General features: G+C 69.6%; 18 protein-coding genes. 11 read left to right on the forward strand and 7 right to left on the reverse strand.

Features of this window, described 5'->3' with window-relative positions; translation table 11 throughout:
* Window positions 1-14: 14 nt before the first annotated feature.
* Window positions 15-698, forward strand: coding sequence for a YcnI family copper-binding membrane protein (locus BJ972_RS14630; RefSeq protein ID WP_129177012.1), 684 nt, complete (start codon window positions 15-17; stop codon window positions 696-698).
* Complete coding sequence (locus BJ972_RS14635; protein ID WP_129177014.1) at window positions 698-1,282, forward strand: copper resistance CopC family protein; 585 nt, start codon at window positions 698-700, stop codon at window positions 1,280-1,282. Before BJ972_RS14630 ends, BJ972_RS14635 begins: the two co-directional genes overlap by 1 nt.
* Window positions 1,283-1,346: 64 nt before the next feature.
* Here the strand turns inward: BJ972_RS14635 and BJ972_RS17595 are convergent, their stop codons facing one another.
* On the reverse strand, window positions 1,347-3,860 hold the full coding sequence (locus tag BJ972_RS17595) for a cell wall-binding repeat-containing protein (RefSeq protein WP_129177016.1): 2,514 nt from the start codon (window positions 3,858-3,860) through the stop codon (window positions 1,347-1,349).
* A gap of 184 nt (window positions 3,861-4,044) precedes the next feature.
* On the opposite strand from BJ972_RS17595, the gene BJ972_RS14645 reads away from it, so the two are divergent.
* The 3 genes from BJ972_RS14645 to recQ all read left to right on the forward strand — a co-directional run bounded on the left by BJ972_RS14645 (window position 4,045) and on the right by recQ (window position 7,285).
* The gene (locus BJ972_RS14645) at window positions 4,045-4,623 is read left to right on the forward strand and encodes a helix-turn-helix domain-containing protein (RefSeq protein WP_164989992.1); all 579 of its coding nucleotides are present in this window, start codon (window positions 4,045-4,047) and stop codon (window positions 4,621-4,623) included.
* Window positions 4,620-5,153 carry a hypothetical protein gene (locus BJ972_RS14650; RefSeq protein WP_129177020.1) on the forward strand — a complete coding sequence of 178 codons (534 nt, stop codon included), beginning with the start codon at window positions 4,620-4,622 and terminating at the stop codon, window positions 5,151-5,153. The genes BJ972_RS14645 and BJ972_RS14650 overlap by 4 nt, the downstream gene beginning before the upstream one ends.
* Window positions 5,154-5,278: 125 nt before the next feature.
* Window positions 5,279-7,285 (forward strand): DNA helicase RecQ, encoded by a 2,007-nt coding sequence (gene recQ / locus BJ972_RS14655; RefSeq protein WP_129177022.1) that lies wholly within the window; start codon window positions 5,279-5,281, stop codon window positions 7,283-7,285.
* A gap of 68 nt (window positions 7,286-7,353) precedes the next feature.
* Here recQ and BJ972_RS14660 read toward each other — a convergent pair whose 3' ends face one another.
* Window positions 7,354-8,589, reverse strand: coding sequence for a TetR/AcrR family transcriptional regulator (locus tag BJ972_RS14660; RefSeq protein WP_129177024.1), 1,236 nt, complete (start codon window positions 8,587-8,589; stop codon window positions 7,354-7,356).
* Between the two features lie 132 nt (window positions 8,590-8,721).
* Between BJ972_RS14660 and BJ972_RS14665 the strand changes: the two genes are divergently transcribed.
* The 4 genes from BJ972_RS14665 (at window position 8,722) to BJ972_RS14680 (ending at window position 15,263) form a co-directional block, all read left to right on the forward strand.
* Window positions 8,722-10,038 carry an MFS transporter gene (locus BJ972_RS14665; RefSeq protein ID WP_129177026.1) on the forward strand — a complete coding sequence of 439 codons (1,317 nt, stop codon included), beginning with the start codon at window positions 8,722-8,724 and terminating at the stop codon, window positions 10,036-10,038.
* Entirely contained in the window at window positions 10,038-11,795 is a 1,758-nt protein-coding gene (locus BJ972_RS14670; protein WP_129177028.1) for a glycoside hydrolase family 3 protein, read from the forward strand. Before BJ972_RS14665 ends, BJ972_RS14670 begins: the two co-directional genes overlap by 1 nt.
* A 500-nt stretch (window positions 11,796-12,295) precedes the next feature.
* A complete protein-coding gene (locus BJ972_RS14675) occupies window positions 12,296-14,488 on the forward strand; it encodes an acyl-CoA dehydrogenase family protein (RefSeq protein WP_241830900.1) in 2,193 nt (730 codons plus the stop codon).
* 34 nt (window positions 14,489-14,522) lie between these two features.
* Complete coding sequence (locus BJ972_RS14680) at window positions 14,523-15,263, forward strand: alpha/beta hydrolase (RefSeq protein WP_129177030.1); 741 nt, start codon at window positions 14,523-14,525, stop codon at window positions 15,261-15,263.
* Window positions 15,264-15,360: 97 nt separating this feature from the next.
* On the opposite strand, the gene BJ972_RS14685 is transcribed toward BJ972_RS14680, so the two are convergent.
* Both BJ972_RS14685 and BJ972_RS14690 read right to left on the reverse strand, forming a co-directional pair.
* The gene (locus BJ972_RS14685; protein WP_129177032.1) at window positions 15,361-15,534 is read right to left on the reverse strand and encodes an HPP family protein; all 174 of its coding nucleotides are present in this window, start codon (window positions 15,532-15,534) and stop codon (window positions 15,361-15,363) included.
* Between the two features lie 131 nt (window positions 15,535-15,665).
* Window positions 15,666-16,667 carry a malate dehydrogenase gene (locus BJ972_RS14690; RefSeq protein WP_129177034.1) on the reverse strand — a complete coding sequence of 334 codons (1,002 nt, stop codon included), beginning with the start codon at window positions 16,665-16,667 and terminating at the stop codon, window positions 15,666-15,668.
* Window positions 16,668-16,743: 76 nt separating this feature from the next.
* Here BJ972_RS14690 and pip point away from each other — a divergent pair, with 76 nt between their 5' ends.
* Together pip and ypfJ are read left to right on the forward strand one after the other, a co-directional pair.
* On the forward strand, window positions 16,744-17,721 hold the full coding sequence (gene pip, locus BJ972_RS14695; protein WP_129177036.1) for a prolyl aminopeptidase: 978 nt from the start codon (window positions 16,744-16,746) through the stop codon (window positions 17,719-17,721).
* Between the two features lie 9 nt (window positions 17,722-17,730).
* Window positions 17,731-18,591: a KPN_02809 family neutral zinc metallopeptidase gene (ypfJ, locus tag BJ972_RS14700; RefSeq protein ID WP_129177037.1), complete on the forward strand. Its 861-nt coding sequence runs from the start codon at window positions 17,731-17,733 to the stop codon at window positions 18,589-18,591.
* Window positions 18,592-18,777: 186 nt separating this feature from the next.
* Here ypfJ and BJ972_RS14705 read toward each other — a convergent pair whose 3' ends face one another.
* From BJ972_RS14705 to BJ972_RS14715, 3 genes are all read right to left on the reverse strand, one after another.
* Window positions 18,778-19,977 carry a glycosyltransferase gene (locus BJ972_RS14705; RefSeq protein WP_218851020.1) on the reverse strand — a complete coding sequence of 400 codons (1,200 nt, stop codon included), beginning with the start codon at window positions 19,975-19,977 and terminating at the stop codon, window positions 18,778-18,780.
* A gap of 54 nt (window positions 19,978-20,031) precedes the next feature.
* A complete protein-coding gene (locus tag BJ972_RS14710) occupies window positions 20,032-20,517 on the reverse strand; it encodes an FAD synthase family protein (protein WP_129177038.1) in 486 nt (161 codons plus the stop codon).
* 124 nt (window positions 20,518-20,641) lie between these two features.
* Entirely contained in the window at window positions 20,642-21,973 is a 1,332-nt protein-coding gene (locus BJ972_RS14715) for a phenylacetate--CoA ligase family protein (RefSeq protein ID WP_129177040.1), read from the reverse strand.
* Window positions 21,974-22,004: the final 31 nt, after the last annotated feature.

A 22,004-nucleotide genomic window follows, 5' to 3' on the forward strand; every position in this document is an offset into this window, starting at 1 on the left:
CGAAGGATCCTGATATGAAGCTCCGTACCCCCGCCCTCGCCGTCTCCGCTCTCGGCGCCGGCGCCCTCCTCGCCCTCGCCGCGCCGCTCGCCGCGAGCGCTCATGTCACCGTCACGCCGAACAGCACGGCGGCCGGCAGCTACGCCGTGCTCACGTTCGCCTACGGCCACGGCTGCGAAGGCTCGCCGACGACGGCCCTGACGATCGACATCCCCGAGGGCATCAACAGTGTCACCCCGGGCCTCAACTCGAACTACACGATCGAGAAGATCGCCGACGGCGACCGTACCTCGCAGGTCGTCTACACCGCGGTCACGCCGATCGCCGACGGCTTCCGCGACACCGTCGACATCCAGGTGCAGCTGCCCGAAGATGCCGCGGGCGAGACGCTCGCCTTCCCGGTGCTGCAGTCGTGCGAGACGGGCGAGACCAACTGGAGCGACCCCGACCAGTCGGCCGACGCTCCCGCCCCGATCATCGAGGTGACCGAGGCGACGGGTGACGGCCACGGCCACAGCGCGTCGACCGACGAGCACGCCGAGGGTGACGAGCACGCCGAGACCGAAGAGGCCGCCGCCACGACGACCGCGTCGAGCGACGACACCGTCGCGCGCATCCTCGGTGCGGGTGGTCTCGTCGTCGGTGCCGTCGGCATCATCCTCGCGATCACGGCGCGCCGCTCCCGCAAGGACGCGTAATGCGCGTCATCCGGGTCGCCGGTGTGTTCGCGGCATCCGCCCTGCTCATCGGCCTGTCGGCGATGCCGGCATCAGCGCACAACTACGTCGTCGGGTCGTCGCCCGAGCAGGGCGCGGTCGTCACGACGCAGCCGGGGTTCGTGTCGCTCACGACCAACGACGCTCTCATCGAGGGCGGCGTGACGGTCATGGAGGTCACCGGGCCCGACGGCCTGTACTACGGTGACGGCTGCGCGACGATCGACGGACCGACGGTGTCGATGGACGCCGAGCTCGGCGCGGCCGGCGAGTACACGGTCGCGTGGCAGGTCGTCTCGACCGATGGACACCCGATCTCGGATGAGTTCACGTTCGACTGGCAGCCGGCAGAGGGCGAGACTCTCGCCGAGGGCGTCGAGTCGGCGCCGACGTGCGCCGACGGCACCGACCCGCAAGCCGGAGACGCCGCCGAGGCCGAGGGCGAGACCGACGCGCCCGCAGCGGACGCCGGCATCGACTCGGGTGTGCTGTGGATCGGTGGTGCGGTGCTGTTCGCCGCGCTCGCCGCTCTCATCACCTGGCTGCTCGTCCGCCGCCGCCCGTAATACCAGCATCACCCGACACCCCACCCGCGAGTTGCTCGGCAGCTCGCGGGTGGGGTGTCGTGCGTCAGCAGCGGGTCAGCTTCTCCACCGCGGGGCTGAGTGCGCCCGGCCCGCCGATGAGGAACACGTCGCGCGTCGATCCCGTCGCGAGCGCTCCGCGCACCGACTGCGGAACGCACGTCGGCAGTACCACGTAGAGCGGCGACTTCGAGGCTGCGGCGACGGCGGCTCCCGCGAGGGCGTCAGCGAAACCGGTGCCGGTCGCGAAGTACACGCGCGGCACCGAGCCGGGGAAGTCGACGGCGTTGATGCGTGCGCTCGTCGCGTACCGGTCGGCGCCCTCGAGACGCTGCACGGCGTAGCCGCGGCCCGTGAGGTCGGTCTCGATCCGCTTCGACACGGCACCCGTGCCGCCGACGATCGAGATCTTCGACGGTGCGAGCTCCGCGAGCAGGGTGCGGGTCGGGCCGTCGAGGGCGGCGGCTCCGTTCACGAGCACGACGGGGGCGGCGCGACCGCCGGCGGATGCCGCGGCGGAGAGCGCATCGGGGAAGTTGGCGCCCGTCGCGACGTAGGCCTTGTCGACCGCGCGGGAGCCGAACGCGTAGTCCACGAGCTGACGGCCGGTGTCGTAACGGTCGGTGCCGGCGATGCGCTTGACCGAGCGCGGGCCGCCGAGCGCCGCGAGAGTCTGCTTCACGCTCTTCTCGACGGCCGCCGAGACCGCGCCCGAACCTCCGACGATGACGACCTTCGAGGGCTTCAGGCGCTCGATCTCGGCACGGATGACGGGGGTGAGGCGATTCGACTCGGTGAGCAGCAGGGGCCCGCCCTCGACCGCTGCAGCGGGTGCGGCCGCGAGCGCGTCGGGGTAGTTGGTGCCCGTGGCGAGGTAGACGACGGGCGCCGTGCTCGGGAAGCCGTGCTTCGAGATCGTGACCGCGGTCGCGTACCGGTCGGCACCTGCGAGGCGCTGCGTCTTCGCGACGAGACCCGAGAGCGTGACCGCGACCGAGGCCGTCGCGCCCGTCGACTTCACGTCGATGCGGATGCCGGGGGAGGGCACGATGCGCTCGCCCGCGGCGACGAAGAACCGACGGCTCGACTCATCGGTGCCGCGGGTGCGGAGCGCGAGGGACGTGGCGTTCGACTGCCCAGACGGCGTCGCAGCGGGGATGCGCAGCACGCGCACGCCGGTGCCGAACTCGGGGAGGGAGACGTAGTTGTTCACGGTGCGGTAGAACGACGTCGCGTCTCGTCCGGTGCCCGATCGGTACTCGACGTAGTACGCCGCTCCCGTCAGCGGGTCGAACACCTGCAGGCCTCGCGTGCCCGCGGTGGCCGAGGCCGCTTCGAGGTTCACGGTCGTCGTGACCGGGCCCGTCGCTCCCGCGGGGAAGCCGATCCGCTGCAGACCACGCCCGGGAGCGAGTGTGCCGAGGGTCGTGCGGTGCGTCACGTTGAGTGCCGCGGGGACCTCGGTCGAGGTCAGGATGCCGCCGCCCCCATCGGTGATGTAGAAGCCGTATCCCATGACGTCGTAGAGGTCGCCGTACTCGGTCGGGGTGCAGACGGCGGGGTCGTCGACGGCCGACGAGGTGCGGCAGTCCTGCGAGTTCGAGTGGTCGAGGCCGATGTTGTGGCCGAACTCGTGCAGGGTCACCTGGCGGTCGATGCCGGGCTGCACGCTCGCCCACATGACGCCGCCCGCGTGGATGTTCTGGGTGAACGAACCGAGTCCGCTTCCGCCGCCGCCGCAGCCGGTGTCGATCACGAGAAGGTGCGTCGGCGTCGATCCGCCCGTCGGGTACGACATGAAGTCGCGGCCGAAGAGGGCCGCACCGCGCTGCCACGAGTCGAGGGCGTCGCACGACGATGCCATGCGCTTGACCGACGTCGTGCGCGAGATCGACGAGATCTGGCCCGCGGTCTCGGCGACCCAGAACTCCTGCAGGTTCGCGACGATGCGGTTCACGTCCGAGTCGCTCACCGTCTGACCGCCCGTGGCGACGACGACGTCGAGTCGGTGGGCGCGCGGCGCGACGAGCGCCTGAGCCTCGAACTCGGATGCCGGGTCGATGGGTGCCGGGGCGCCGTCGAGGCCGGGGCCCGGCTCGAGAGTCGCCGACTCGACCGCGAATGCGACGTCGAGAGGCAGGGCGGTGTCGATGGTCGTCGTGCCCTCGATCGAGTCGGGCGTCATGAGGGCGTCGAGTTCGACTCCCTCGACGGTGGCAGCGACCTCGTCGGGCACCGCGACGACGCCCTCGAAGCGGTCGCCCGTGCTCGAGTCGGCGAGGGTGTCGCCTTCGATCGCGAGGACGCGGCCGTCGTCGAGCACGAGCGAGTAGTCGTAGGAGTGCTCGGCGGGAGTGTCGAGTGCGGCGAGCGCGTCATCCGCTGAGACGACGGCGTGCGGAGTCTCGACGGGCAGCACGAGGAGCTGGCCGGAGACGGCGAGGCTCGCCTCGCTCGCTCCGGAGTCGACCTCTTCGGCGGCGACGGCCGAACCTCCGACGAGGGCGATCACGACGGCGAGGGCCGGCCCGAGCGCAAGCGATTTCACAAGTCTGGACACGGGGTTTCCCTTCGGCGCGGGCTTCGACCGATTCGTTGCCACAGCGGACTGTACCGCGATCGGTGTTCGTTCGGCCATCATCCCCGTTCGAGTGCCGGTGGCGTCGGGGTCGCGAGCCGGCGTTGCGGCCCCGATGGGCGCGAATCCATGTGTAAGAAATTCAAGTTACAGCTATAATCAACGCATGTCCGATCTGATCCGCTCCGCACGTCGACGCGCTGGCCTCACGGGCACTGAGCTCGCTGACCGCCTCGGTGTGAGCGTCGCTGCCGTCTCTCAGATGGAGAGGTCGGAGCGCGACGGTCGCATTCAGATTCACACCCTCGAGCGAGCGCTCGATGCCATGGGCGAGCGACTGCAGCTCGCCGCCAAACCGCAGTCGCCACTCGACGCCTACGCACCAGAATCCGTCACGAGAGAGTTGAACAAGGCGCTTGATAGCAGAGACACCGCGTTCGCTCTGCGGCTGCTCACGCGAGCGGCATCGGTCGTTCGGGAGAATGCGCAGAGCTTCGAGCAGGCCGAATTGGAGTATCGACCCTCCGAGCTTGCTGACCGACGATGGGAACAACTCTTCCGGGCGCTCTACGGTGATGCGCTTCCGGCGGAGCGTCGGCCGACGTGGGCCCTCCCCGAGAGACTTGATCGCCGCTGGTATGTATCCCAGTTCGAGCCATTGCGTGAGAGGGCGAAGGAGTCCACGCCCCAACGCCTCCGCGAGCTCAATATCTTCATCGATGAGCGATCGCTGACGCGAGCATGAAGCCCTTCAGGATCGAACTCGATCCCGAACAGACGCGCTGGCTGCTCGATGAATTGAGCCGCCGGCTCACAGCGCGAGGGGTGAGCGGAACGATTCGCGTAGCGGGTGGAGCTGCGATGGCGCTCAACTTTCCGGACGACCCCGAGGTCCGGGTCACGAGCGACATTGACGCCGTGTATGAGCCGAAACCTGAGATCGACGAGCTGATCGCCGAGATGGCCACCGAGTTCGGCTTGCCACCACGGTGGTTGAACTCTTCGGGCGCAGCCTGGTTGCGCGTCGATCCGCCATCCGCCGATGCGGCCGTAGCTATATCGATTGCCACTCCGTTGCAGCTCATCGCCATGAAGCTGGCTGCGTCCCGAGAGCAAGACCTTGCAGACCTGAAGATTCTTGCGCGCCACCTCGACATCACAGACCCGGATGAACTCGTCGACATTGCCTACCGCGAGTACGGGGAGGATTCCGTCGAGCTCGCCGATGGCCGCGATTCGTACCGAGTGATCGCCCGGGCGATTCTTGCGCAATGACGTCAGTGGGGCGAAGAAGCCGCTCGCTGTCGGGATTCGATGATCTCCGGCGCTGCTCAGTTCCTAGAAAGGGTCAAGTCCTGCCGCGAACCCCCCCTGTCAGCCGTGCTCGTTAGGATCGACGGATGACAGGGAACCCCGGCGCCGACGATTTCGACGACATCGCGTGGAACCTCGACGAGTTCGCTCCGCCGCCCGATCCGTATGACGCTCCGCCGCCGCCGTACGATGCGCCTCCGTTCGATGACGGGGCCGACTTCCGTGCGGCGTCGCCCGCGTCATCCGCTGCTCCCATGACAGCGGTCCGCGCTGCCGCACCCCCGCGCTTCACCGATGCCCGCGAGGCCCTGCACACCGTCTTCGGCTACGACGCGTTCCGCGGCGAGCAGCAGCAGATCATCGAGCAGGTCGTGGGCGGCGGCGACGCCGTCGTGCTCATGCCGACCGGTGGCGGTAAGAGTCTCTGCTACCAGATCCCCTCCCTCCTCCGCGAGGGCACGGGCGTCGTCGTATCGCCCCTCATCGCCCTCATGCACGACCAGGTTCAGGCCCTCCGCGCCGTGGGTGTGCGCGCCGAGTTCCTCAACTCGACGCAGCAGGCCGACGAGCGTGCCGAGGTTGAGCGCGCGTACCTCGCGGGCGAGATCGACCTGCTCTACGTCGCCCCCGAGCGTCTCAGCAACGAGGCGACCAAGCGCTTCCTTGAGCGCGGCACCATCGCGCTCTTCGCCATCGACGAGGCGCACTGCGTGTCGCAGTGGGGTCACGACTTCCGCCCCGACTACCTCGCGCTCTCCGAGCTCGCCGAACGCTGGCCCGACGTGCCGCGCATCGCGCTCACGGCGACGGCGACCGAGGCGACGCACCGCGAACTCACCGAGCGGCTGAGCCTCTGCGAGGCCCGCCACTTCGTGTCGAGCTTCGACCGACCGAACATCCAGTACCGCATCGTCTCGAAGAACGATCCGCGGCGCCAACTGCTCGACTTCATCCGCACCGAGCACCCGGGCGAGGCGGGCATCGTCTACGCGCTCTCCCGCGCGTCGACCGAGAAGATCGCCGACTTCCTCTCCCAGAACGGATGCCGCGCGCTGCCGTATCACGCCGGACTCGACGCCCGCGTGCGCGCCGAGACGCAGTCGCGATTCCTCCGCGAGGAGGGCATCATCGTCGTCGCGACGATCGCGTTCGGCATGGGCATCGACAAGCCCGATGTGCGCTTCGTCGCGCACGTCGACCTGCCGAAGTCGGTCGAGGGCTACTACCAAGAGACCGGTCGCGCCGGCCGCGACGGCGCACCGTCGACGACGTGGCTCGCCTACGGCCTTCAAGACGTCGTGCAGCAACGCCGCATGATCGACGAGTCGCCGGGCGACCTCGCCCACCGGCGCCGCATGCAGCAGCACCTCGACGCGATGCTCGCGCTCTGCGAGACGGTGCAGTGCCGTCGCCAGAACCTGCTCGCCTACTTCGGGCAGTCGAGCGAGCCGTGCGGCAACTGCGACACGTGCATCACTCCGCCCGCCGCGTGGGACGGCACGGTGCCCGCGCAGAAGTTCCTCTCGACGATCGTGCGGCTGCAGCGCGAGCGCGGCCAGCGCTACGGCGCCGGTCACCTCATCGACATCGTGCGCGGCAAGCGCACGCCGCGCGTCGACCAGTACGGTCACGACACCCTCGCGACGTGGGGCATCGGCGACGACCTCTCCGAACAGCAGTGGCGGGGCGTCGTGCGCCAGCTCCTCGCGCAGGGGCTGCTCGCCTCGGTCGGCGAGTACGGAACGCTCGAGCTCACCGACGCCTCGGCCGAGGTGCTCGCGGGCCGCCGTGCCGTCCAGCTCCGCACCGAACCCGAGCGGGCGTCGCGCCCATCGCGTCGTGCGCCGAAGGCCGGCGAGACCGAGCTCGACGGGCCCGGCGAAGAGCTGTTCCAGGCGCTCCGCGCGTGGCGCGCCGGCGAGGCGAAGGAGCAGGGCGTTCCCGCGTACATCGTCTTCGGCGATGCGACGCTTCGCGCGGTCGCCGCCGAACGACCGGCCTCGCTCGAGGCGCTCGACGGCATCACGGGAATCGGCCAGAAGAAGCGCGACGTCTACGGCGAGGCGCTCGTCAGGGTCGTCGCCGAGAACTGACGCCCGCCCGGGTCATCCGCCGTCGGTCGAACGCTGACGGATGACGCGAGCTCGCGGCATCCGTCGGCTCAGGCGAGCACCTGCTCGAAGTAGGCCGACAGCTCGGCCGCGACGTCGACGGCGTCGGGGTCGTAGAGCCACTGGATCTGCAGGCCGTCCCACAGGGCGACGAGCCAGACGCCCTCGTGCTCCGGGTCGCGCCCGGGCGCGAGGTGGCCGGCCGCGGCGAGCTGCCGGAAGAGGCCGACGAAGTGGGCGCGCACGAGCTCGTAGCGGTGCCGGAAGTACTCGTGCGCCGGGTGGCTCGGTGTCGCCGCCTCGCACGAGAGCACGACGTAGAACTCGATGAGTCCGGGGAACTCGCGGGCGCTCCGCCGTGCCTCGGCGATGATGAGTCCCACGCGTTCGAGAGGATCGGAGCCGTCGTCGAGGGGCACCGAGCTGACCTCGGCGTCGCGCGCTTCGAGCACGGCGATGAGCAGGTCGTCCTTCGATGAGAAGTGGTGCAGCAGCGTCGACTTCGGCACGCCCGCCTGCTCGCCGATCTCGCGGAGGCTCGTCGCGTGGAATCCGCCGCGCGCGAAGAGGGCCGTCGCCGCCGCGACGATCGTGCGACGGTTCTCGCGGCCCGGACGGTAGCCCGCGGCCTCGGCGTCGACCGGCACGGGGGGCAGCGGCGGAGCGGTGGCGACGGCATCGACGGCAGGGAGTCGATCGCCCCGCAACTGTGCGGCGTGCCGTGCGAGGTGGGTCGCGGGGTCGATCGCACCGCCCGTGTAGAGACTCAGCAACTGCAGGCCGTCCCACGCGGCGGCGAGGCGGATGGACTCGCCGCGGGGGTCGGTGACGCCCGGCAGCCGGCCGGCGTCGCGCCCCGCCTCGATGCGCTCGGCCGACAGGGCGAGGAGCCGCCGGTAGCGGTCGCGGAACGCGGCGTGGGTGGGATGACCGGCGACCGTCGCCTCGCCCGCGAGGGTCATGAACAGTTCGAGGTAGCCGGGCGTCGTCTGGTTGCGACGGGCGACCTGCACGATGTCCTCGAGGGGCACCGCATCGTCGGCGACGGTCTCGATCTCGGCCTCGTTGGGGGCCTCGAGCGCAGCCACGATCTCGGCGAGGATCTCGTCCTTCGACGCGAAGTGCCGGAGGAGCCCGGGGTGGGAGAGGCCCGACCGAGCGGCGATGTCGCGGAGGGACACGGCTCGGAAGCCGTCGCTGATGAACAGCTCGCGAGCGGCCTCGACGATCTGTGCGCGGCGCGCGAGCCCGTTCGCGTAGCGCGTCGGCGTGGCGGTATCGGTCATCTCTCCTCCTCTCATCGGCTCTGACTCGAGGCTACCGGCGCTGGCCTCGCAGCAATGTTACCAATCGGTCGGGATTGAGTTATGCTGCTGCTCGGGTCGATAGACCCCGGTCTCCGCGGAAGGACACACCCCATGACAGAGTCGTCGACACCGGCAGCCGGCCTCGGCGCGCAGTCCGCTGCGCTCCTCGCCGAGAGCACCCAGGAGGGCACACCGGGCGGGCGCGAACCCCGTTCGTACATGCCGGCTCTCGGCATCGTGAACTTCGGCGTCTGGATCGCCCTGCTCACGCCCGTCATGGTGTCGATGGCCTTCAAGCTCCAGCGCATCACCGAGACGCAGGAGGAGGCGACGGCCGCCCTTGGCCTCGTGCTCGGTGTCGGCGCGCTCTTCGCCCTCGTCGCGAACCCGCTCGTCGGCCGGCTCTCCGACCGCACCACCTCGCGCTTCGGCCGCCGCCGTCCGTGGATCCTCGGCGGCGTCATCGTCGGCTTCCTCTCGCTCACCCTCGTCGGCGTCGCCTCGTCGGTGTGGCTCGTGCTCATCGGATGGTGCTTCGCACAGGCATCCCTCAACGCCGTGCTCGCCGCCGCCAACGCGACCCTGCCCGACCAGGTCGCCCCCGCGCGTCGCGGCAAGGTTTCGGGCGTCGTGGGCATCACGACCCCGCTCGCGATCCTCGCCGGCAGCTTCCTCATCAACTACATCGGCGACGACGTCACGCGATTCGTCGCTCCCGCCCTCGTCGCGCTGCTCTTCGGCATCGTCTTCGTCGTCGTGCTGAAGGACCGCGTGCTCACCGAGAAGCCCGCGACGCGCTTCACCCTCGGCCAGTTCTTCGGATCGTTCGTCTTCAACCCCGTCAAGCACCCCGACTTCGGGTGGACGTGGCTCACGAAGTTCCTCGTCATGTTCGGCTACGCCGGCATCGCGACGTTCCTGCCGTTCTACCTCGGTGAGCGCTTCGGCCTCGACGAGCAGGAGACCATCGGCATCATCCTGCTCGCAAACCTCGCGTCGACCGCGATGATGGCGATCTCGAGCCCCATCGGCGGCATCCTCTCCGACCGGTTCGGCAAGCGCCGCCCGTTCGTGACCGCCGCCGGCCTCATCATGGTCATCGGCCTCCTGCTGCTCGCCTTCGCACCGACCGTGCCGCTCGTCGTTCTCGCCCAGGGCATCATCGGCCTCGGTGCCGGAGCCTTCCTCTCGGTCGACCTCGCCCTCGCGACGCAGGTGCTGCCGAACCCCGCCGACACGGCGAAGGACCTCGGCGTGCTCAACATCGCCAACGCACTGCCCCAGTCGATCGCCCCCGCGATGGCACCCGGCATCATCGCGCTCGGCGCGACGACCGCCCTCGGCGGTTACACCACCTGGTACCTCTTCGGCGCGCTCGTCTCGCTCGCCGGCGCCGTGCTCGTCTACCGCATCAAGGGAGTGAAGTAATGACCGAGATCGATCCCACCTTCCGCGACGCGTCGCTGCCCATCGCCGACCGCGTCGAGAACCTCGTCGGTCAGATGACCCTCGACGAGAAGGCCGGCCAGTTCTTCCAGACGATGATCACGATCGGCGACGGCGGCGCGCTCGCCGAGGCGAACCCGGCGTTCAGCCTGCCGTCGACGGCCGACTACGTGCTCGATCGACGGATGACGCACTTCAACGTGCTCGGCGGGGCCGACCCCAAGACGATGGCCGAGTGGCACAACCGGCTGCAGGAGCTCGCGGCGTCGACCCGCCTCGGCATCCCCGTGTCGCTCTCGACCGACCCGCGGCACTCGTTCAACAACAACCCGGGCGCCTCGATCGAGGCCGGTTCGTTCTCGGAGTGGCCCGAGGCGATCGGTCTCGCCGCGATCGGCGACGAAGAGACGGTCGAGCGCTTTGGCGACATCGCTCGTCGTGAGTACACGGCCGTGGGCCTGCGTGTCGCCCTGCACCCGCAGGTCGACCTCGCGACCGAGCCGCGCTGGTCGCGCCAGGTGGCGACGTTCGGCGAAGACGCCGACCTCTCGGGTCGACTCGGAGCGGCGTACATCCGCGGCTTCCAGGGTGCCGAACTCGGCCCCGACTCCGTCTCGACGATGACGAAGCACTTCCCCGGCGGCGGACCGCAGAAGGACGGCGAGGACCCGCACTTCTCCTACGGCCGCGAACAGGTCTACCCCGGCGACCAGTTCGAGCTCCACCTCAAGCCGTTCGAGGCCGCGTTCGCCGCGGGCACGAGCCAGATCATGCCCTACTACGGCATGCCCGTCGGCACCGACTACGAAGAGGTCGGTTTCGGCTTCAATAAGCAGGTCATCACGGGGCTCCTGCGTGAGCGCTACGGCTTCGACGGCATCGTCTGCACCGACTGGGGGCTCATCACCGACCACGTCATCCTCGGCGATCTGCACCCGGCGCGCGCGTGGGGTATCGAAGAGCTCTCGCCGCGTGAGCGCATGAAGAAGGCGCTCGACGCCGGTGTCGACCAGTTCGGCGGCGAAGCATGCCCCGAGATCCTCATCGACCTCGTGCGCTCGGGCGACGTGCCCGAGGAGCGCCTCGACGTCTCGCTGCGGCGCCTCCTCCGCGAGAAGTTCGTGCTCGGACTCTTCGATGCGCCCTTCGTCGACGTCGATCACGCCGTCGTGACGGTCGGCTCCGACGAGTTCCGCGCCGCTGGTGAAGACGCGCAGCGCGCGGCGATGACGGTGCTCTCGAACGACGACGCCGTGCTGCCGCTTCGCCGGGGCCTCCGTCTCTATGTCGAGGGCCTCGACGCGAGCATCGTCGCCGAGTACGGCACCGTCGTCGATTCGCCGGACGAAGCGGATGTCGCGATCCTCCGAATCTCGGCTCCCTTCGACGTTCGCGCGACGGCGTTCGAGAACTTCTTCCACGCGGGCGCGCTCGACTTCCCCGACGAGGTGCGCGAGCACGTGGCATCCGTCGCCGCCGTCGTTCCCACGGTCGTCGACGTCTATCTCGACCGCCCCGCGATCCTCGAGCCGATCGTCGCGAGTGCCGCAGCGGTCGTCGCCGACTTCGGCGCGAACGCGCGGGCGCTCTTCGACGTGCTCACGGGCGAGTCGGCGTGGCGAGGGTCGCTGCCGTTCGAGATCCCGCGGAGCACCGCAGCCGTCGAGGCGAGCCGCCCCGACGTGCCGTTCGACACGGCCGACCCGCTCTTCCGTTTCGGTCACGGTCTGCGCCTCTGACGCGGTGCGGTGGGCGGATGACGCTTGTCTGAGTCATCACGCCCATCGCTGCCCTCGCCCTGCCCGAACTCGTCGAGCTGCTCTGCCCTCTGCTCTCTCCCTCTCCGATGGCCGAAAGGTCAATCCGCGGGGGTACTCCGCCCGCCTCACCCCGGCGTATTGACCTCTCGCCCCGCCATCTGGATGCCGAAAGGTCAATCTGTCGCGGTTCCCCACGCGATGCACCCCGGTGGATTGACCTTTCGGCCGAAGGCGGGGGCGCGTGGGTGCGCAGAGCGAGTACGCGTGGGTGCGCAGAGGGCGCGCGAGAGCGCGCGGGCGACGGATGACGCTTGTCTGAGTCATCACGCCCATCGGCGGCATCCTTGTGGGGTTCTCACAACGCGCCGCGACCCGTCTCGGCCGGTTTTTGTAGGGCCACGACGCACTGTTTCGCCGTGTGAGACGGTCGTCCTACCGTGGAGCCAGATCCCTGATTGGCTCGCGAAGGAAGACCGACGATGGTAGACACCCACGCACGCCCCGCCCTGCAGAACGACTCGATGCCGCACGACTACGCGACGCTGCACGACGCGACCGAGAGCCCGAGCGACCTCGGCGCCGAGGTCGCCTCGAACGTTCCCGTCACGAAGTCCGCGAAGCGCAAGAACACCGCCGACGAGATCGCCGCAGCCTCCGTCGACGAGGGAGAGCACCCCGTCGTCGACGTCGAGGCGCTCGGCCGACAGCTGCTCGGCACGTGGGCCGATGTGCGCCTCGGTGCCCGCGAGCTCGCCGCCGACCCCGACATGCAGCGCATCGACGGACTCTCGATGAACGAGCACCGCGCCCGCGTCTTCGGTCAGCTGAAGCTCCTCGTCGAGAACGGCCAGGTGCTCCGCGCCTTCCCGCGCCGACTCGGCGGTCTCGACGACCACGGCGGCAACATCGCCGCGTTCGAGGAGCTCGTCACGGCCGACCCGAGCCTGCAGATCAAGTCGGGCGTGCAGTGGGGGCTCTTCGCCGCCGCCATTCTGCACCTCGGCACCGAGTACCACCACGACACCTTCCTTCCGGGCGCGATGAGCCTCGAGGTTCCCGGCGCGTTCGCGATGACCGAGACGGGGCACGGCTCCGACGTCGCCTCGATCGGCACGACGGCGACGTACGACGAGAAGAAGAAGCAGTTCGTCATCAACACGCCGTTCCGCGGAGCGTGGAAGGACTACCTCGGCAACGCCGCCGTGCACGGCACGGCCGCCGTCGTCTTCGCGCAGCTCATCACGAAGGGCGTGAACCACGGCGTGCACGCCTTCTACGTGCCGATCCGCGGGGCGAAGGGCCAGTTCTTGCGCGGCATCGGCGGTGAGGATGACGGTCTGAAGGGCGGCCTCAACGGAATCGACAACGGGCGCCTGCACTTCTCGAACGTGCGCGTACCGCGGGCGAACCTCCTCGACCGCTATGGCAGCGTCGCCGAGGACGGCACGTACTCGAGCCCCATCGCGAGCCCGGGTCGACGCTTCTTCACGATGCTCGGCACCCTCGTGCAGGGTCGCGTCTCGCTCGATGGAGCCGCCACTGCGGCATCCGCTCTCGCACTGAAGATCGCGATCACGTACGGCACCCAGCGTCGCCAGTTCACGGCGGGCAGCGACACCGACGAAGAGGTACTGCTCGACTACCAGCGGCACCAGCGCCGCCTGCTGCCGCGCCTCGCGACGACGTACGCGCAGACGTTCGCGCACGACGAGTTCCTCGTGAAGTTCGACGCCGTGTTCAGCGGCAAGGCCGACACCGACGACGACCGCGAAGACCTCGAGACGTTCGCCGCGGCGCTCAAGTCGCTCTCGACGTGGCACGCCCTCGACACTCTGCAGGAGGCGCGTGAGGCGTGCGGCGGCGCGGGCTTCCTCGCCGAGAACCGCCTCGTCGGCCTGCGTCAGGATCTCGACGTCTACGTGACCTTCGAGGGCGACAACAACGTGCTGCTGCAGCTCGTCGCGAAGCGACTGCTCGGCGACTACGCCAAGAAGTTCCGCGGTGCCGATGCCTCGACGCTCGCGCGATTCGCCGTCGCCCACCTCGCCGAGAAGGCCTACCACGGCTCGGGCCTCCGCCGCCTCGCGCAGAACGTCGCCGACCTCGGCTCGACGGCCCGTTCGGTGACCGAGCTCCGCACGCCCGAGGCGCAGCACGAACTGCTCGCCGACCGCGTCGAGACGATGATCGCGGGTATCGCCGGGCGCCTCCGCGACGCGAAGTCGCTCTCGAAGGCGGATGCCGCGGCGCTCTTCAACCAGAACCAGAACGAGCTCATCGAGGCGGCCCGCGCGCACGCCGAACTGCTGCAGTGGGAGGCGTTCACGCGCGGCGTCGAAGCGGCGCCCGATGCCGGTACGCGCCAGGTGCTCACGTGGCTGCGCGACCTCTTCGGGCTCGGCCTCATCGAGAAGCACCTCGCGTGGTACCTCATCTCGGGCCGGCTCTCGCCGCAGCGCGCCCAGGCCGTGACGGCCTACATCGACCGCCTCATCGCGCGGCTCCGCCCCTATGCGCTCGACCTCGTCGACGCGTTCGGATACGACGAGCGGCACATCCGGGCGTCGATCGCGTCGGGTGCCGAGAAGGAGCGTCAGGACGAGGCGCGGGCGCACTACGCGGCCCAGCGCGAGGCGGGCACTCTGCCGACCCCGGAGAAGAAGGCGCGCTGATATCTCCCAGGCGACCGTGAGCGAGAATAGAAGCATGCGCCGCGCCATCCGAATCGTCATCGCCGTCGTTTCCGTCCTCGCGCTCGTCGCCGTCGGGTTCCTCGTGTGGGCGAACATCGTCTTCGCGGGCGATCGCGAGGCGGCGCTCGAGGTGTGGCGGGATGACGCGGTCACGGTCACATCGACCCACGCCTCGATCGTGATGACGCCGACCGACGAGGCGACGGGACTCGGCCTCGTCTTCATCCCCGGAGCGAAGGTCGACCCGTACGCCTACATGCGGAACTTCCGCGACGCGGTCGCCGACGAAGGCCTCACGGTCGTCATCACGAAGCCGACGCTCAACCTCGCGTTCTTCGATACGCGCCCGCTGCACGACTTCACCGACCCGGTGCCGAGCGTCACGTCGTGGATGGTCGGCGGGCACTCGCTCGGCGGCGTGCGCGCGTGCCAGCTCGTCGATGCGGTCTCGGCGCCGCCCGTCGACGGCCTCGTGCTGTTCGGCAGCTACTGCGCGAACGACATTTCCGAGAGCGGCATCCCCGTGCTGAGCATCTCGGGACCGAACGACGGACTCTCGACGCCCGAGAAGATCGAGGCGGCGCGGTCCCTGCTGCCCGCCGATGCGTTCATGGTCGAGCTCGACGGCGCGAACCACGCCGACTTCGGCGACTACGGCCCGCAGCCGGGCGACGGTGTCTCGACGATGCCGCGCGACGAGGTGCGCGACGGCATCACGGCCGCGCTCGCCACGATCGTGCAGTTCGCGGGCTGATCCGGGCCGCGTCGCGGGAGCGGCCCGTCAGTGGCCGCGGGTCGATGGCCGCGGGTCGATCGCGGCGGGTCGATCGCGGCGGGTCGATCGCGGCGGGTCAGGATGCCGGCGGCTTGAGGATCGCGCCCGAGGCGAGACCGACGGCGATGCCGGCGAAGATCCACGGCCAGAATCCGGTGATCAGTGCGATGACGACGCCCATTACGAGACCCATGATGATCCCGAGGATGATCTGCTTGCGACGGGCGGTGGGGGAGGGCTGATCGGCCATCCCCTCAGCCTAATCTCCCCGCACACCCCCCCCTGTCTCGGCGTCACGAACTGTACGTTCAGGACTCCTGAACGTACATTTCGTGACGCCGAGACGGAGGGGGCGCGACGGGAGGGCGGGAGAGGGCGGGGCTAGAGGAGGCCGAGGGTACGGACGGCCTCGCGCTCCTCGACGAGCTCGGCGACGGATGCCGCGATGCGGGGCGCCGCGAAGTCGTCGAGGTCGAGGTCACGCACGATCTGCCACGCGCCGTCGACCGATCTCGCGGGGAACGACGAGACGAGACCCGCGGGCACGTCGTACGAGCCGTCCGACGGCAGCGCGACCGAGGTCCAGCCGTTCTGCGTGCCGTGCACCCAGTCGCGCACGTGATCGATCGCGGCGTTGGCCGCGGAGGCGACCGACGACGAGCCGCGCACCTCGATGATCTCGGCTCCGCGCTTCGCGACGCGCGGGATGAACTCGTCGGCGAGCCACGCCCGCGCGGCGACCTCGCCGCCGAAACGCTCGGCCAGCAGCTCGGGCACACCGCGCCCGCCGACCGTCGCGTGCGCGACATCGGGGAACTGCGTCGCCGAGTGGTTGCCCCAGATCGTGACGTCGCGCACCTCCGACGCGGGCACGCCGAGCAGAGTCGAGAGCTGACCGACGGCACGGTTGTGGTCGAGGCGCGTGAGCGCGGTGAAGCGTTCCGAGGGGATGTCGGGGGCGTGCGCCGCAGCGATCAAGGCGTTCGTGTTGGCGGGGTTGCCGACGACCACGATGCGCACGTCATCGGCCGCTCCGGCATTGAGTGCCTGACCCTGCGGCCCGAAGATGCCGCCGTTCGCGGCGAGGAGGTCGCCGCGTTCCATGCCCGCCGTGCGAGGGCGAGACCCGACGAGGAACGCGATGTTGGTTCCGTCGAACGCGACGCCCGCGTCATCCGTCACGTCGACCGATTCGAGCAGACCGAACGCGCCGTCCTGCAGTTCGAGTGCCGCGCCCTCGGCGCCGCGGAGCCCCTGCGGGATCTCGAGCAGCTTCAACCGGACGCGCTCGTCGGGACCGAGCAGGTCGCCCGCGGCGATGCGGAAGAGGAGGGCGTAGCCGATCTGTCCGCCGGCACCGGTGATCGTGATGGTCGTCGTCATGCGGAGAGCCTACGCCGCTTCGCGACCCGCGAGCGTGGCGCCCGTCTGCACCGGGCTGCCGGACGTACGGTGAGGCATGCGAGACATGTATCCCGAGATCGAGCCGTCCGAGACGGGCATGCTCGACGTCGGCGACGGACAGCACATCTACTGGGAGATCTCGGGCAACCTCACGGGTAAACCCGTCGTCTTCCTGCATGGCGGGCCCGGTGGCGGCACGAGCCCCGCCCACCGACGGCTGTTCGATCCCGAGAAGTACCGCATCGTGCTCTTCGACCAGCGCGGGTGCGGTCTCAGCATTCCGCACGCGAGCGCTCCCGAAGCCGATCTCTCGGTGAACACGACGTGGCACCTCGTGCGCGACATCGAGAAGCTGCGCGAGCACCTCCGGGTCGATCGCTGGCAGGTCTTCGGCGGATCGTGGGGTTCGACGCTCGCGCTCGCGTACGCCGAGACGCACCCCGACCGGGTCACCGAACTCGTGCTGCGCGGCATCTTCACCCTGCGACCCGTCGAGCTCGAGTGGTTCTACGAGGGAGGTGCGTCGGTGCTCTTCCCCGACCTGTGGGAGCAGTTCGTCGCTGCGGCGCCGCACGGTTCGCCCGGCCGCTACATCGCCGAGTTCGGCCGCCTGCTCGACGACCCCGACCCGGCCGTCCACGGCCCCGCGGCCATCGCGTGGTCGCGCTGGGAGTCGTCGACCATCACGCTCCTGCCGCAGGCCGACACGATCGCGCGCTTCACCGAGCCCGAGTACGCGACGGCGTTCGCGCGTATCGAGAACCACTACTTCCGCCACGGCGGCTGGTTCACCGAGGAGCAGCTGATCCGCGAGTCGTCGAAGCTCGCCGGCATCCCCGCCGTGATCGTCCAGGGGCGCTACGACATCTGCACGCCTGTCATGACGGCGTGGGACCTGCACCGCGCGTGGCCCGAGGCGACGCTCACGATCGTCGACGATGCGGGTCACGCGTTCGACGAGCCCGGCATCCTCGCCGAACTGCTCGCGGCGACCGACCGATTCGCCGAGACGCCGCGCGACGCGGGCGAGTAGCGTGTCGGCATGACGTTCAACCCGAACGCGGACATCTCCGGCGGCAAGGCCTCGAAGCGCGGCCGCACGACGGGCCTCGCGATCGGCGGTGGCGGTCTCGGCGTACTCGCCCTCGTGCTGCTCTCGCAGTTCCTCGGCGTCGACCTCACGGGTCTCGTCGGAGGCCAGCCGCAGCAGCAGGTCGAGGAGCAGTCGCTCGAACGCTGCCAGACCGGCGCCGACGCGAACGCCGACATCGAGTGCCGCATGAAGGGCGCGTCGGCGTCGCTCGACGACTACTGGTCGCGCGCGCTCGAGGGCTACACCTCGCCGACCGACCTCGTGATGTTCGACGACGCCACCGCGACCGGCTGCGGCAATGCGACCTCGGCGACGGGCCCGTTCTACTGCCCGACCGACCAGACGATCTACCTCGACACCGACTTCTACGGCGAGCTCTCGAGTCGCTTCGGGGCGTCGGGAGGCCCGCTCGCCGAGATGTACGTCGTCGCGCACGAGTGGGGCCACCACATCCAGAACCTCCTCGGCACGCTCGAGTCGACGCGCGACGGACAGACCGGCGCCGACTCGAACGCCGTCCGCGTCGAGCTGCAGGCCGACTGCTTCGCGGGTGCGTGGGTCGCCGATGCATCGACGACGACGGATGACGCGGGCCAGGCCTTCTTCGAACCCGTGACCGAAGCGCAGATCGATGAAGCCCTCTCGGCCGCGGCAGCGGTCGGCGACGATCGCATCCAGCAGGCCAGTCAGGGCTACGTTGACCCCCACACGTTCTCGCACGGAACGAGCGAGCAGCGTCAGCGCTGGTTCATGGCCGGCTACGACGGCGGCCCGGGCTCGTGCGACACGTTCGCCGCGTCATTCCTCTGAGCCCCGCCCACTGATCGGCGACCTCAGCACGTCGCCCCATCTCCGTTCACGGACGCTGCCGTTCGGTCATCCGCCCGGCGCGTCGCGCGTGACACGCCGGGACGGACGTAATCCTGCAGCATCCGTGAACGGGTGCGGGGAGAGGAGAGCGGAGGCAGGGGAGGAGAGGGGTGCGGATGACGCAGGTTAGGGCTTCGCCGACTCGTCGAGGGGAGCGGGGGCGACGTCGGTGCCCGTCGAGAGCGGGCTGATCGGCGTCGTGCGCTGCGGGCGGTAGACGACGCGCGAGTGGAAGATGAAGCGCACGATGAACGCGAGCACGAGGGTGAGACCCTGAGCGACGACGCTCGGCATGAGGTGGAACTGCACGAGGAACGCGAGGAGCGGCAGGCGGATGAGTGCCTCGGTGCCGTTGAACGCGAACGACTGGGCGAAGCGCGTCCAGAACCTCTTGCCCTCGTTCCGCAGGTCGCGGAACACGAAGAACTCGAGCAGCAGGAAGTTGCCGATGATCGTGACGACGGCGGCGATGATCGCGGCGATGATGTAGTTCACGTCGACCGCGACGAGACCGGCCATGATCGCGAGGTTCGCGACAGCGCCGAGGGCGCCGACGACCGCGAACGCCGACATGCGGCCGAAGCGCAGGGCGAAGAGCTGCGTGAGGAAGCGGAGCCCCTGCGTGAACGTCGCCTTCGACGATCCGGCGAAGCGCTCGCCGAAGACGAACGGCTCTTCGACGACGCGCAGCGGCTGACGCGCGAGGATCTCGAGGAGGATCTTGAACCCGCGCGGGCGGAGCGCGTCGACGTCGACGGCGGCGCGGCGCACCGCGAAGAAACCGGTCATCGGGTCGGTGCAGTTGCGGAGCTTGTTGGGGAACATCGCACGCGTCGCGGCGATCGAGACCGTCGAGACGAGGCGCCGGCCCCAGCCGCTCAGCCCGCCGTCGCTGCCGCCGGGAACGTGACGCGAGGCGACGACGACGTCGGCCTCGGTCGCCTCACCGGCATCGAGCAGCGTCGGGATCATCTCGGGCGGGTGCTGCAGGTCGCCGTCCATGACGACGCACCACGTGCCCGTCGACGCATTCATGCCGGCGATCACGGCACCCGAGAGGCCGCCGACGGGGTCGTCGCGGTGCAGCAGCCGAACGGGGATGTCGCTCGTCTCCGCCGCGAGGAGCACGGCGGCGGGGGTGTCGTCGGTCGAGTCGTCGACGAAGAGGATCTCGACGCCCGCGGCGCGCTCGTCACCGACGAGAGCGGTGCCGATGCGACGAACGAGTTCGCCGACGTTCGGGCTCTCGTTAAAGGTCGGGACGATGATCGTCGCTGAGAACGTGTCGATGATCGAAACGCTAGTGAGCGGGGATGCCGGTGGCAAGCCAGGGGAGAAGAGTTCACATACTCTTCGCAGGCCGGCCGTCTCGGGCTGCGGTCACTCGCGCGCGGCCGACTCGAACTCGCGGGGGCGCTGCAGGGCGTCGAGGGCGGCGCGCAGCTTCGTGCTCGACGTGTGCATCGTGTACGGGAAGTACACGACCTCGACGCCGACGGCCGCGAACTCGCGCTCGAGACGCATGCCCCGTTCGGTGCCGCGCCAGTCGTCGCCCTTGAAGAAGACGTCGAAGTGCACGTCGTTCCACGTGGCGAGCTTGTCGGGCACGACCTCGGCCCGCGCCTCGTCGACGTAGGAGATGTGGCTGACGATCTCGAGCCGTTCCGACAACGGCACGATCGGTGCCCTGCCCTTCGTGAGCTCGAGCATCTCATCGGAGACGACGCCCGCGATGAGGTAGTCGCACGCGCTCTTCGCGTGCTTGAGGATGTTGAGGTGGCCGACGTGGAACAGATCGTAGGCGCCGGCGGCATAGCCGATCCGGCCTGTCGTTCGGGGTCGGGAAACGGGTTCGGTAAGCGTCATAGCGGGTAAGCTCGGGTTTTCTCTCACGCCGTCCGCGGGATTCGGGTTCCGCGTCGACGTTCGGGTCGGGAGATGGGGAGAGTGTAGCGCTCAGGCGTTCGGGGCGCCAGAGTCGGGGATCGGGTCAGACCGGGGCTTCACTGATGATGAATCGCGTCTTGCCTCCTACGTGGGGAATCGTGTCGACGACCTCGTGGCGCACGGGAACGGCGCCCGCGGCGTTGTCGTGGACGAGTCGGGCCGCGCGCTCGATGATCGCGAGTGCGTCGGGATCGTCGCCGGGGATGGCGCGCACGATGACCGAGTAGTCGGCCGCCTGCACGAGCTGGAACTGTCGCACGGCGCGGGGCGTCTTGCTGAAGAGCTGAGCGAGCGCCTCGCCCGCGACGACGCCGCCGCCCGGCAGCCGGAGCGCCTCGACGAGTCGGCCCGAGACGGGTGCGATGCGTGGCAGCGTCACGCCGCACGCGCACCTCCCGTTGATGGGCGTCGTGCGGTCGCCCATGCGGTAGCGGATGAGCGGGAAGACGCGATTCGTCATGTCGGTCGCGACGACCTCGCCCGTCGTTCCGGCCTCGACGGGGTGTCCGTCGTCGTCGAGCACCTCGACGGTGCGCACGTCGCTGAAGAGGTGCAGGCCGTGCTGCTCGGCGCACTCGCCCGCGAGCCACGGCATCTCCGAGGCGCGGTAGTGGTCGTAGACGGGTGCGCCGAGGCCGGCCTCGATCTCGAGTCGCTGGCTCTCGGGCAGGGGCGCCGCGGTCACGGCGATCGCGCGCGGCGGGTGCATCGCGAGACCGAGACGGCCGAGGGCGCGCGCGAGTTCGAGAGCGGCCCCGACGTAGGCGAACAGGAGGGTCGGCCGAGCACGGTTCCACTCGTCGACGAACGTGCGCACCGCGTCATCCGTCATCGAGAACGCATCGAGGTGCAGGCGCTTCGACGGCCACCACTGGCGGTCGTGCTTCACGCGCGCGTCCCCCACGAGCACGTGCCGGTAGACGTTCGCGCGGTTGTCCCACGGGTCGATGCCCCACCAGCGGAAGAGCCGCCACTCGATCGCCCGCGCGGGGAAGCGCAGGTCGCGCAGGATGCGGAGCGGCTGGCCCGTGCTGCCTCCCGTCGCCGACTGAGCACTCGACTCGGGCGTCGCCTCGGGTGTGCGGATCGTGTCGAAGTTCGCGCGCACCGTCTCCTTGTCGAGGAGGGGGAGCGCGGTGAACGCGGCGGGGTCGCGCAGGTCATCGAGGCTGAACCCGGCGTCGCCGTAGAAGTCCCGGTAGAAGGGGCTGTTCTGCATCGCGAACCGCGCGTGCGCGATCGCGCGCGACGCCCGGAGCGACTCGAGCTCGGCGGGATCGAGGTGATCGTTCCGACGGAACTCCCGCTCGAGCGCGAGGCTCGATCGGGCTCCCAGTCGGGTCTTCACTTCGAAGGCGATTCTCTTGAGGACCATGGGTGGTTCCCCCTCTCGCGCGTTCGGGGCG

Source organism: Agromyces atrinae (assembly GCF_013407835.1).
Lineage (GTDB): Bacteria > Actinomycetota > Actinomycetes > Actinomycetales > Microbacteriaceae > Agromyces > Agromyces atrinae.